Origin of the sequence: Flagellimonas oceani (assembly GCF_011068285.1) — a bacterium.
Taxonomy (GTDB): Bacteria; Bacteroidota; Bacteroidia; order Flavobacteriales; family Flavobacteriaceae; genus Flagellimonas; species Flagellimonas oceani.
On sequence record NZ_CP049616.1, the window covers coordinates 2361861 to 2375293 of the forward strand.

Sequence of the window (13433 nt, forward strand, 5' to 3'; positions counted from 1 at the left end):
CCGAAGGGCCACATCCCGAAAACGGACTGCAAAAATAAAAATTTTGACGACATTTCAACCTTCTGCCAATAAAACTTTTATCGGCAAATATGAAGAGGTATGTTTCCGCATCAAGTATATGAACCCCGTCTACTCGCGATATAAGGTAAAGTGTCCAACAAAGCGTTGTTTTTCAGTGTCGTTTGCATTGACCACATACCAATAATCACCTGTTGGAAGAGGGTTACCGTCGTAGTTACCGTCCCATTTTTTCACTTGATCTAAACGAGCCACTACCCTACCATAGCGATCATAAATGATCACATCTATATTCGGGAAAAATTCGCGGTTTCCAGGATACCAAAAGTCGTTCATGTTATCCCCGTCCGGGGTAAAGAAATTCGGCATTTCGGGCATTCCCTCAAAGTTAAAGGGCATTACCAATGTTGCCTCGCATCCATTTTGATCACGAACCATTATGGTTATATTGGAATCTTCGGTTATATTGAAAATGTTCTCCTCGCCATAAGATTCCCCTTGGAAGAAATATTCGTATCCACCAAAGCCTCCCGTCGCAATTGCGGTAACCTCATTCGGACCGGTTTTGGAGGCTTCCAAAGTCAAAGGTTCGTAAGATTCCACTTCAAACTCTACAAACGTGACACATCCATTTGCATGATAAATATAAACGGTATGTTCCCCTGCTGGTAAATCACCAAAGGTTCGCTGGTTTGTGGCCATCTGTACATCGTCCACATCCAAAGAGAACAATAAATCCGATAGTTGTGAACCATCCGCAATATTGATGGTGACCGTACTATTTGGGAATATGCCTTCGCAACCATATTCCACCAATGGTTCAGCAATAATGTCAACTCCCACTCCAATTTCAGCGATCACGTTGGTTTGGCAACCATTGGCATCGCGAACAAAAACGACATAACTCTCACCTCCTTGGAGGTTGTCAAAGAAAAGACTATCGTTTTGTACAAAATCCGCATCGTCCGCTGAATTGACACTGGTATAGTAAGGTGCTGTTCCTCCGGTTATCTCAAGAGTCATACTTCCATCACCGTCTCCCATGCAGGTTTCCGGTGTGGTTTCCGCAACTCCGGCCACCAGCTCCATAGGCTGGGTAATTTCCACTGTTCTGGTAATGGTACACCCCAAATCATCTTGAATGATGATATCATAGGTTCTTGGTGCCAAATCGTTGAACGTTTTTCTGTTAGGGTTATCGGGGTCGTCACCTTCGAAAAACTCGCTCAAGGTATCGGAAATGGAATATCGTATCTGACCTGTTCCACCGCTTGCTTCAATAATGATCTGCCCGTTCATATCCCCCGCACACATTACCGGTACAGCTTCCAAATAATCCAACACCAATGGGTCTTTTGGTTCAATTTCAATGCGGTCGGACATCACCTCGCATCCACCACTTTGTGCATAGACATAATAGATTCCCGGGTTCAGTTCCCTGAAAATACCTGAATTCTGGGTCGGGCGCACTATTGATGCTGCCGAAACAGGCAACGTATTGGAGTTAACCAAGGTATAGGTGTAGTTTCCGATTCCCCCAAATGCTTCGGAACGAATGATTCCGGTAGCTTCTCCTGCACAGTTGATCGTAGCGTTCAACAGATCAAGATCGATCACCAAAGGTGCTGCAGGGTCCAAAGAAATTTGGTTGGATGTTTCATACGGACACCAATTGTCGTTTTGTACTTCGTACTGGAACGGTCCTGGATCTGTGGTAATGTCCACAGCAATTTGAACACTTGTCATGCCAACTCCGAAATCAACAAAAGTATCACTTGTCCCTGCTTTTCTATAGGAATAATTGACACCCGGCTCTGGATTGGTCACCTCGAGCTCCATTCTACCCAAATCCCCACAACCCGGCGGTTGAAGCTCCCTCAATTCGGCAACCACTATTTCCGGGTCCGTAATGGTTATCAAATCTGTTTGGGCACTACAGTTCCAGCCATCAAAAATGGTGATTCTGTAGTCTCCTGCGGAAAGATTGCCAAATCGGGGCGTAGTTTGTAGACCACTGTTGGTACCGTCCGTAATTCTGTTCAATTGATAGAGATAGTTGCCAGGCCCTTGTCCTCCTGCCTCATTATAGGCTTCTATTATGGCATCGTTATCATTGTTGCACGCCAATGGGCTAACAATACGAATATCCGCTGTAATTTCTATTGGTGGAAGCAAATCTACATCTATTGTAGACTCACAACCCCTTAAATCCCTCACATTTACAGTGTAGGTATCCGTTGATAGATTTTCGAATACTGGATTGGTATTGGGGTAATCCACCAATATGGTTCCATCGGATGCCACCAGTTGATATTCATAGGTACCCCATCCTCCATCACCTGAAGCTGTAATCTCTCCCAGTCCGGGCACATTACAGGTAACCGGGGATGTTTGTACCGCATCAACAGTCAATCCCCTATCGGGCGAACGAACGGTTGTAACATTACTTACGGTATCGCAGTACGGCGAATCCAATGCTTCTACTCGGACCACCAAGTTGCCTGCAGGAACGTTTTCAATACGCTCTGGGGTATTGATAGGTGAATTGGTATCAAAAGTGCCTGTGATGCCCGTAGTCGTTTCCACTCCTGAGTTATCACGCGTAAAGACCTCATAATTATATTGACCACTGTAATTATTGATGGCCAAACTAATAACACCATCGGAACCGTTAAAACAAGTTACGGGTTCCACTTCGGCGATAACCGCTTCAATGGTATTGTACTCTGGCATGTTGACGGTAGTCGTCAAATAACTACATCCGCCACTTCCCACATCGGTGACAGCAAAAATATAGTTTCCGGGCGTGGCAATATCCCAAGTGACCCTATCGCTTCCTCCCGAGTTACGGGCAGGTTCGGAGCCCAAGGGCAGTATCTGCACTTCATAATCTCCAGGACCCTCGTTTACTATGATATCAATGGAACCTGCGCTTACGCCACTTCCTGATGCATCACAGGTAATCGGATTCACATTGTAGCTAAAAGTGATGTCCGTTGGGGCTGGGATGAAGACAGTATCCGTAATTTCACAACCACTTTGGTCACGTACCGTTAAGATAATCGTCTGGTCGGTTCCATTATCAATAACAGGAAACCGATTATCATTAAACTGAAAATTGGTCCCATCGAACTGCGGTGTACCATCATTCATACTATAACTATAGGGCCCAGTTCCAGTGAATGTTCCTGTTCCATCCCCATTTGTATCAACATAAACGTCGATATAGGCCATACTAAATTGGTTACTGGAAGGATTACAACTGAACTCGGTATTCACCGCATTGATCTGCAGTTGCGTAGGTTCATTTATTGTAATATCACCAGAACGAACAGCACATCCCCTATTGGAAACCACCTCAACTTGATACGTTCCTGGCTCCAAATCGTCAAAAAGATTCATCGGTTGTGGCCCTGCCACTACTGTTGCTGTAGAACCTTGGTACAGCACATAGTTAATCGGAGTATCGGTGGCAGTCAACGGGTCCAATTCCACAGAAATGGTTCCATCATCAGCTCCAAAACATGTAATGTCACTTTTTGGTGTGGCGGTAATAGCAGGTGTATCCACTGTGGAGACAATCACCTCAGCTTCATCGGAACACAATGGAGTTGTGTTTGAATCTAAATCCGTAACCAAAATATTGTAGTTACCAGGGTCAACATTATTAAAAATATTGTTATTGATTTGTGGAGGCCCTACATTGGCCATTCCATTATCCACATCTCTTAGTTGGTATTGAAAATTACCACTACCCCCTGTCGTATTTACGGTAATTACACCATCACCAGCGTTACAGGTCGGATAGGATGTGGCATCGGCTGAAATCGCGAAGAAATCAAATACCTCAGCGGTCACTGTGTTGGTACATCCGTTGCCGTCCCTTACGGTGATCACATAACTTCCAGGATTAGGTACCACAAATGACGTACTTGATTGGAAACCGCTTCCAAGATCATACTGGAACGTTTCTTCCGGTAATCCGGAACCTGTGGAAAGTGGAGAAACAATATTGATTTGATACCCACTTGTGGCGGTACACTGGTTTACCACGTCGATTACCGGGTCGGGCACTCCCGCCTCTTGGGTCACCGTTAATGTGGTCAAAGCGGTACAGCCATTGGCATCCTGTACATAAAAATCGTAGTCAGCCGGATATGGCCCGGGTACCTCAAAAGTGGTTTCTGATGTAAATGTTGATGGCGCTGCACTTCCGGTGGGCACATAGGCATAACCGTAGGGTTCGGTGCTTCCAAAGCCTCTTACCGTAACCAAAGCTCCAGCATTACAGGTAGCTTCCACAAAATTGTCAATGGCTATGGAGACGGAACTGATATCGATAAAAGCCAAAGTGCTTCCACTACATCCGTTGGTGTCGTCGGTAACAATGATTTGATAGTTTCCGGGAGCCAATCCTGTAACCGTTCCATTGTACGGTATGGTTTCACCAGTAAATGTATCGGTTGAAACGGTTGCCCCAGTATCCGTATTTTCGACGGTCACGGTAAAATTGCCCGGTGCCGAAATTCCAGAGACCTCATAATCAATGGAACCGCTGCCCGCTACGTTACACGAAGCCGCCAATGATGTTGCGCTAACAGCAACAGGACTGGTTGGACCAATGGGTTCAATTTCTTCAATATAGGTACAGCCGTTAGCATCCCTTACTTCAACAAAGTAAGTGACACCGGGAACGACTTGACCGGTTACATCAAAAATATCGTTGTTAGGGCCCTCTCCAAGTGTCCATGTCGGGTCTCCCACAAGTCTAAATTCATAAGGTTCGGTCCCCCCACTGGCCTGAACACGATATGGGAATGAAGTATCAGAACATACGGTTGGTTCTGCATCAATAGGTGTCAAATCCAATTCGTTTTGGTCTATGACCACCTGAACGCGGTCCTCGCACCCAAGAGCATTGGTAACTACCACGGTATAGTTTCCAAGAGGTAGGTTGGGAAAGGTTACCGTTGGGTCTGGTGAGCCTGGTGATGAAGCTACGGTCCCTCCAAATTCATCGACCAATACATAATCATAAGGTGCAGCCGCTCCTGAAATTACATTCGCTTGGATAGATCCGTATACCTGATTAAAGATTGATGAACAAACGGCATCCGTAGGTGTGGCCGTGGCATCCAATGGATCGCTGGAACCTATGGTCACATCATATATTGGGCTAACACAACCTCTGCTATCACGGATAACGAACCCTGTATGTGTACCTGCTCCATATCCCGAGAATATATTTTGACTGCCAAAGGTTGTTCCCCCATCATTACTGTATTCGTAAGGAGGTATCCCTTGTGTTGTATCCGGAATCAGTTCCACAATGCCACTTGTATCATCCCCACATTGCGTGTCTGTTCCCACCACACTACCTGCAATGGTCTCTGGAGGCGATATGGTCACAGTATTGGTTTGCGTGGTACAGCCACGGGCATCGGTAATACTGAACTGGAAGGTGGTATCGGTAATGATCGAACCATCGTTCGGAATACTGTACACAAACGAATTTCCTGTAATATTGTTATTGTCCGAAGTATATGGGGCACCGTTGATGCTCACTTCATAAAAATCATAATCGCCTGATGAGGTGTATCCATTCCTGATATCCACTTGAATTTGACCAGGAGGGCCTGCACAGTCCAACTCTTGAATTATTGAAGCGTCCGCCATTACTTGGGGCTGTATGGTCGCGGTAACGGTATCCCTACAATCGTTGGCATCCACCACCTCAATGGTATATGTACCCGGCGTAAGTCCCGCAAAGCTATTGCTTCCTCCCAATACCCCACCATTGATTCGATATTGGTAGGGCGCCAATCCGCCCGAAGCATTTACCGCAAGGGTAGCTGCGGTAAAGTTATCGTAACAGAAATCCGATGCACCGTTATCCAAAGTCAGTGTTGGCGCATTTATACGGGTCAACGTAAAACTTTCGGTCACGGTACATCCGTTGGCATCGGTTACCCTGACCTGGTAGGTTCCTTCTTGCGAAAGGTTGGAGAATGTACTTCCGTTCTTTGGTCCCCGTGTGGAGCCATCGGGCTGTGTCAAGGTATATCGGTTACCGCCCCATCCGCCAACGGTATTTACACGAACGGCTCCCGTGTTTCCATTCTGGCAGCTCATTGCAGTTACATCCAAACTTGAAATATCGAATGCAGTGGATGGTTCTTCAATGACCAAGGTAGCTGTGTCCACACAATTGGTTTCTTCATCGGTAACGGTAATCACGTAGCTTCCGGCGGACAAACCTGTCAACGCTACAATGCTATCGCTCTCCCCTGTGAAAACTGTCCCGCCATCGATACTATAACTGTAGGTGGAGTTGAATCCATCCACCAAAAATCGTCCTTGTCCGTCGGAATCGCCCACACAGGTAACCACTCGGGTCTGTTGCCCTTGCACGCCTATGGAGCTGATATCAGTAATGGCATAATTTTCTTCGTAAGAACAACCTTCATCATCGGTTACCCTAAAGGTATATGTACCCAAGCCCAATCCAGTAAACGTATTATTGTTCCCATTGTTTACCGCACTTGTCGATGGTGAAATAATTTCATAAGTATAGGTACCTGAACCACCTGTTACGCTTAAATCCAAAGATGCTGTTGTGGTGATACAATCCAGGCTCGAGATACTGAAATCGATATTCGTTGGTTTGTTCAAGCTGTTGAAAGGAATATCTGGCAACGTTTGCACACACCCATTGGCATCACGGACCATGGGAGTATAAGTTCCGACTCCCAAATTGGAGAACACATTATTGCTTCCAAAACCGGCACCAATACTATATTCATAAGGTCCAGTTCCCCCAGAAACCCCGGAGATGGTGATTTGTCCTCCGTTTTCATCGGTACAGACAGGAAAACTATCTGGTGTAGCGGTTGCCGTGATGGTTGATGGCGTTCCTATGGTTACTGTTTGGGGCGAAGTTGTACAAGTGAATGCGTCTTGTTCATACCTCAAAACCAAGTCGTAAGTACCCGGTGCCAAATTGGAAAACACATTGCTTATCTGAAAGCTACCTCCATTATTGATACTATATGCAATTTCATAACCAAACCCACTGGTGACGTTTACCGTGATCCTACCATCGTTGGCACCACCACAATTAGCGTCTTCTTCAACATAGCTGAAAACGGGCGGCGGAATATTTTCCACATCTACTGCCGCGGTTCGCTGGCACCCATTGGCATCTTCCACTAAAATATTGTAGGTTCCTGCCGTTGATACGGAGAAACTGGTGGTGCTCGGGTACGTTGGGCCAAATGCCCCGCCATCCACACTAATTCGGTAGGGTGCGGTACCGCCGGTTGTGGCTACGTTTACATTGACCGATGTTGCACCGCATCCAAAACTATCGGATGCCGTTGCCGAAACAGCCAATGGACTAATTCCTCCCCCTATCACGATCGGGTCACCATCAATATCGGAGGTAATGGTCTCCGAACAATTATTGGTTTCAACACGAATATTGTAGGTACCCGGACTTACATTTGCAAATGTATACGTATCAGCTCCGTTGGGGCCAAACGTATCTACCGTAACACCGTTTTTCACCAATCTGTAGGTGTAAAAACCGGGCACTCCGGAAACGGCAACATCAATGCTGCCCAGTTCACCGCTGCACAAAATATCATGGGCGGTAACATCTACATTGATGTCAAGATCATCTACCCTCAACAAGTTTGATGGAAAAACACATGCCGTTTCGGAAACATTTTTCAATCGAACATACACACGGTAATCGCCCGAAGCGGGAATATCGAAGAACGGAGCATCTTGATAGGGACCTGCGGCACTGTTCAAACTGTACTCATAACCGGCAGGGACATTGGTCACCTCTACCCTTCCCGGGTTACCACAAATAATATCCTCTTTGATAAGTTGGGGGTTCAATGGGTTGAGGGTCGACTTGAAATAATAATATTGACCAGAATTTACCCGCACACGGAATTCGCCCGCAGTGGCCAGATTGAAGGTAGCTCCAGTACCCACGGTGTTCCAAGTACAGGCATTGTTTATAGTGGGGCAATCTTCCACTACCGTTGGTGCACAGCTGTTGGGGTCGAGCCTTTGCCATTGGTAAGAACTCCCCGATTGGCTCAAGGTGAGCGTCCGGGTATCACTGGTTCCGCATAAAAAGAACTTGGCCACTGTACTCCCATCATTGGGACACACGACCTCTTCGTTGGCACCATTGATGATGGTGGCGAACATAGCAGTTGTTGCGAACAGCTCTCCTTCTTCGTTGGATGCATTTTTTGAGGTTGCATCTGAAATCTTTTTCTGGGTATCGGGCCCTGTTTCCTTCGATACTATTTTTGTGAGTATACGAGCTACATGGGTTTTGGCCAATACCGTGGAACCGAAGATTGATATGAACACCAACAACACGGCATATAGCAAATGCCTTGTTTTTTGTGGGAGCATAGGTTAAGTCTTGTTAAGAAGAACATTCAGATTTGGGATCTCAATATTCTTTAATTGTAATTTTCTGTTCTTATAAAATTTCTCTTTATCTTATATGGCACAGCTCAAAAAAAGGCCGTTCATCCATAAAATCTGTTATTTCAACGTAAAATTATGCAAAATAGTCTCTTAATACCCTATTTTTTCGTTGTACTGCTAAGTACATCCTGCGCACAAACCGCCGATCAAGATATAAATCTTCCCCAAAGCACCGATTTTACTGTGGAATTGGTGATTGGAAATATTGAGAACGGATGGGGAATGGTTTTCTTGCCCGACAACTCAATTTTATTGTCCGAAAAATCAGGAAAGCTCCTACTTTACAAAGCTGGCAACGTAACAGAAGTCAAGAATACGCCACAGGTTTACAACAGGGGCCAAGGTGGCTTGATGGATATTGAGCTGCATCCGGACCACGCCAGCAATGGCTGGATATATTTCTCCTACGCCTCTTTCGAAGGAGAGGACAAAGGGGGAAATACCGCCATCATGCGGGCCAAGTTATCCAACAACACATTGACGGACATACAACAACTGTACAAGGCAAGTCCCAATTCCACAAGGGGCCAGCACTTTGGTTCCAGAATAGAGTTTGATAACGAAGGCTATCTATTTTTCTCTATTGGAGAAAGAGGCAACAGGGATGTAAACCCTCAAGATATTACTCGGGACGGAGGCAAAATCTATCGCCTTCATGATGATGGCAGTATCCCTAGCGACAATCCATTTGTAAATGACTCGGGAGCAAAAAAAGCTATTTGGAGCTATGGACATCGAAATCCACAGGGTTTGGCACTGCACCCTGAGACAGGTGCATTATGGGAACATGAACATGGACCACGTGGCGGCGACGAAATCAACATCATACAAAAAGGGAAAAACTACGGATGGCCCGTAATTACCTTCGGGATTAATTATAGCGGTACGGAAATTACCGATGAAACCTCCCGGCCCGGTATGGAACAGCCACTGTATCAATGGACACCCTCCATTGCACCCTCGGGCATGGCGTTCATTACTTCCGGGAAATACCCCGAATGGGAAGGCAACCTATTGGTGGGTTCGTTAGCCTTTCAATATTTGGAGCGCTTGGAACTACAGAACAACAAAGTGGTCTACCGCGAAAAATTATTGGACGGCATGGGAAGGGTACGCAACGTTAGGCAGGCTCCCGATGGCTTTATCTATGTAAGCATAGAAAATAAGGGCATTTACCGATTGGAACCTAAGTAACCTTATTTTTTTAGGGCATCGACGGCCAACTTTACGGAGCCGTACTTTTTGAGGGCCCTTTCGGCGTCATCGTAATCAAGACCAAGCTCTTCCATAATATAGCGGGTTCCCCTGTCCACCAATTTGGTATTGCTCAATTGCATGTTCACCATTTTATTTCCTTTTACCCGCCCCACACGTATCATTAAAGCAGTGGAAATCATGTTGAGCACTAATTTTTGACTGGTCCCACTTTTCATACGGGTACTTCCCGTTAAAAATTCGGGCCCCACATTAACCCCAATGGGGATATCCGTGGCTTGGGCCAAAGGTGAGCCTGGATTATTGGTGATGCCCACCGTTAAGATTCCGTTAGCCTTGGCATCCGCAACACCTCCCAACACATAAGGAGTGGTACCGGACGCTGCAATGCCCACCAAAACATCATTTTTGTTTATGTCGTACTCCTGAAGATCTTTCCAAGCCTGTTTCGTATCGTCCTCCGCATTTTCCACGGCCTTACGGATAGCTTTGTCGCCCCCTGCAATGAGGCCAATAACTTTATCGTAGGGCATACCGAAGGTCGGCGGTATTTCGGAAGCATCCAAAATGCCCAATCTTCCGCTGGTACCCGCACCAATATAAAATAATCGTCCGCCCTTTTCAAAACGTTCCGCCGCTTCATCTACCACTTTGGCCACTTGTGGCAATACCATTTGTACAGCATCGGCCACTTTTTTGTCCTCGTTGTTTATATTGGTCACGATATCCAAAGTATCCATCTTATCCAATCCATCGTAGTGAGATGGTTCCTCGGTAATCTTAATGTGTTTTTCTACCACTATTTATAGTATTTGAATGTTCAAATTTTTAAATGCTTCTAGTTTTGCGTCCCAGGGCTCAAGTTCTGTAATCATGACATCGATTTCCTCCACACTACATATCTTATAGCGCTGCAAGGATCCTATCTTTTCCGAGATGCAGGGAGAGACTACCTTTCTGGAACTATGGATCATGGCCTTTTTCATTTGCACTATCTCCCAATCAAACTCTGTCAACCCTTCCATTGGGTGGATCGAGTTGGTACCCAAAAAACAAATATCCACCTTTATTTCGGAGAGCATATTTATGGCACTGCCACCAACTGTAATCTGGGAATCCTTGGAAAGGCGTCCCCCTATAAAAATGACTTCAATATTGCTTTTTCCCAAAAGTTGGACCGCAATCGGAAGACTCGGGGTAAAGCAGGTCAACTTCATTTTTGGGGGTAATTTTCTGGCCAGTTCCAAATTGGTAGTACCTCCGCTCAACAAAATCACCTGCCCGTCCTTGATCAAACCTAGGGCCTTCTCCGCTATTTGTGATTTTTTTTCAAGGGAATAAATCTTTTTCCCTGTTGGATTATAATTGTTGAACCCCAACGAGACAGCACCACCATGTACCTTTTTCAATTGTTTTGCAGTATGTAACTCCTTAATATCCCTACGGATGGTATCCACCGAAACATTCAGCTCATCGGCAATGTCCGTCAAAAGAATCCTGTTATGGATCCCGACCTCGTTCAATATAAACTGCTGCCTTTCTTCTTTTAACATAGGCGATAAAGTTAAATAAATATCAAAAGTATCGCTAACAATGGCAAAATACTGCAAAAATTTGCGGTTTACCACGTAAACTTATTTAAAAATGCATTTAATTGCAGTTTTTGCAGTTTTTTGCATATATTTGGAACTAACTTTTTCAGCATTCTGCTAAAATTTTATTTATTTTCTTATGTACCAGCCTTATCAGGAAGAATTAAGATTTGAAAAAATCCGCACTATTATCCACGGGGATTCAGATGCAGCTTCGTTGTCCGTTGCCAACGAGATTGCCAGTTTGATCAAACAAAAACAAGAACAGGGAACTAAAGCTGTTCTAGGTTTGGCAACAGGCTCAACGCCTGTGAAAGTTTATGATTACTTGGTCCAGTTCCACAAAGAAGGACGATTGAGTTTCAAAAATGTAATCACATTCAATTTGGACGAGTACTTTCCAATGGAGCCCGATTCCATTCACAGTTACGTGAGGTTCATGAACGAACATTTGTTCGACCATATCGACATTGAACCGCACAATGTCCACATCCCGGACGGAAATCTTTCCATGGACGAGGTTAGAAAATATTGCGATGATTATGAAGAAAAAATCAAGAATGTAGGCGGAATCGATATTCAAGTTCTTGGAATTGGAAGAACCGGCCACATCGGTTTTAACGAGCCTGGTTCCACACTTAACAGTAAAACCCGATTGATTCGTTTGGACCGTGTTACCCGACTCGATGCCGCCAGCGACTTCTTTGGAGAGGAAAACGTTCCCAAAAGAGCAATAACCATGGGAGTGGGCACCATAATGAATGCCCGAAAAATAATCCTTATGGCATGGGGCGAGGGAAAGTCCAGTATTATACAACAAGCGGTCGAAGGCGAAATCAAAGAATCCGTACCGGCCACGTTCCTACAACATCATGAAAATTGTGATTTTGTTCTGGACGAGGCAGCAGCCTCTTCCCTAACAAGAATTAAAACCCCTTGGTTGGCCACTGAATGTGATTGGGACGAAAAACTTATCAAAACTGCTACTATTTGGCTTTCCGAAAAACTGAACAAAGCAATTTTGAAGTTGACCAACGAGGATTACAATGAGTACGGAATGGGTAATCTCATTGCGGAAATCGGTTCAGCAGAACAAATCAACCTTAAAGTATTCAATCAACTACAACATACCATAACCGGTTGGCCGGGCGGAAAACCCAATGCAGACGACAGTCAAAGACCCGAAAGAGCAAAACCTCACCCCAAAACCTCATTGATTTTTAGTCCGCACCCCGACGATGACGTTATTTCCATGGGAGGAACCTTATTAAGGCTGGTAGACCAAGGACATGATGTTCATGTAGCCTATCAAACTTCAGGAAACATTGCTGTGTTTGATGATGAGGTCATTCGCTTTTTGGATTTCGCCACGGACGTTCAAAAAGACAACAAAGATCTTAGAAAGAAGTTTAAAGAGGTGCGCGAATTTTTGGCCAACAAAAAGCCTGGGGAACTCGATAGCCCAGAAGTACAGCAGTTCAAAGGACTCATAAGAAAAGGAGAAGCATTGGCCGCTTGTAGATATTGCGGTGTGCCCGAAGAAAATGCCCACTTCCAAAATCTACCTTTCTACGAAACCGGTGCCGTTAGAAAAAAGCCGCTTTCAGATGAAGACGTGCAGATAACGTATGATTTGCTGAACAAATTAAAACCGCATCAAATTTTTGCCGCTGGTGATTTGTCCGACCCGCATGGAACACATAGGGTATGTCTTCAGATCATATTCAAGGCCCTTGAAAAATTGAAGGAAGACCGTGTGGAATGGATCAGAAACTGCTACGTATGGCTGTATCGCGGTGCTTGGCAGGAATGGGACATTGCCGACATGGAAATGGCCGTACCAATTGGCCCGAAGGACATGGCCCGAAAAATCAATGCCATTTTCAAGCACCAATCCCAAAAGGACAGTGCCATGTTCCCTGGCAACGACGAAAGGGAGTTCTGGCAACGTGCTGAGCAAAGAAACAAAGACACAGCTAACCGATATAATGCGCTAGGAATGGCAGAATACGAAGCCATGGAAGGCTTTGTGCGCTATCATTTTTAATGAAGAAAAAAACTACTCGTTCTAACTAAACTCAATTAAATTAA

General features: G+C 45.2%; 5 protein-coding genes. 2 read left to right on the plus strand and 3 right to left on the minus strand.

All coding sequences use genetic code 11. The features are described from left to right. Positions 1-129 precede the first annotated feature (129 nt). Positions 130-8457: a T9SS type B sorting domain-containing protein gene (locus GVT53_RS10805; protein WP_166248639.1), complete on the minus strand. Its 8328-nt coding sequence runs from the start codon at positions 8455-8457 to the stop codon at positions 130-132. A gap of 153 nt (positions 8458-8610) precedes the next feature. On the opposite strand from GVT53_RS10805, the gene GVT53_RS10810 reads away from it, so the two are divergent. Continuing rightward, positions 8611-9729: a PQQ-dependent sugar dehydrogenase gene (locus GVT53_RS10810; RefSeq protein WP_166248640.1), complete on the plus strand. Its 1119-nt coding sequence runs from the start codon at positions 8611-8613 to the stop codon at positions 9727-9729. A gap of 2 nt (positions 9730-9731) precedes the next feature. On the opposite strand, the gene murQ is transcribed toward GVT53_RS10810, so the two are convergent. Both murQ and GVT53_RS10820 read right to left on the minus strand, forming a co-directional pair. Continuing rightward, positions 9732-10490 (minus strand): N-acetylmuramic acid 6-phosphate etherase, encoded by a 759-nt coding sequence (gene murQ / locus GVT53_RS10815; RefSeq protein ID WP_240905224.1) that lies wholly within the window; start codon positions 10488-10490, stop codon positions 9732-9734. Between the two features lie 63 nt (positions 10491-10553). After that, on the minus strand, positions 10554-11303 hold the full coding sequence (locus GVT53_RS10820; RefSeq protein ID WP_166248642.1) for a DeoR/GlpR family DNA-binding transcription regulator: 750 nt from the start codon (positions 11301-11303) through the stop codon (positions 10554-10556). A gap of 178 nt (positions 11304-11481) precedes the next feature. Between GVT53_RS10820 and nagB the strand changes: the two genes are divergently transcribed. After that, positions 11482-13389: a glucosamine-6-phosphate deaminase gene (gene nagB / locus GVT53_RS10825; RefSeq protein ID WP_166248643.1), complete on the plus strand. Its 1908-nt coding sequence runs from the start codon at positions 11482-11484 to the stop codon at positions 13387-13389. Positions 13390-13433 lie beyond the last annotated feature (44 nt).

Excerpts from the sequence above, each read along its gene's own strand:
- murQ (WP_240905224.1), bottom strand. The coding sequence starts at position 10,490 with ATGGATACTTTGGATATCGTGACCAATATAAACAACGAGGACAAAAAA.
- GVT53_RS10810 (WP_166248640.1), top strand. The coding sequence starts at position 8,611 with ATGCAAAATAGTCTCTTAATACCCTATTTTTTCGTTGTACTGCTAAGT.
- nagB (WP_166248643.1), top strand. The coding sequence starts at position 11,482 with ATGTACCAGCCTTATCAGGAAGAATTAAGATTTGAAAAAATCCGCACT.
- GVT53_RS10805 (WP_166248639.1), bottom strand. The coding sequence starts at position 8,457 with ATGCTCCCACAAAAAACAAGGCATTTGCTATATGCCGTGTTGTTGGTG.
- GVT53_RS10820 (WP_166248642.1), bottom strand. The coding sequence starts at position 11,303 with ATGTTAAAAGAAGAAAGGCAGCAGTTTATATTGAACGAGGTCGGGATC.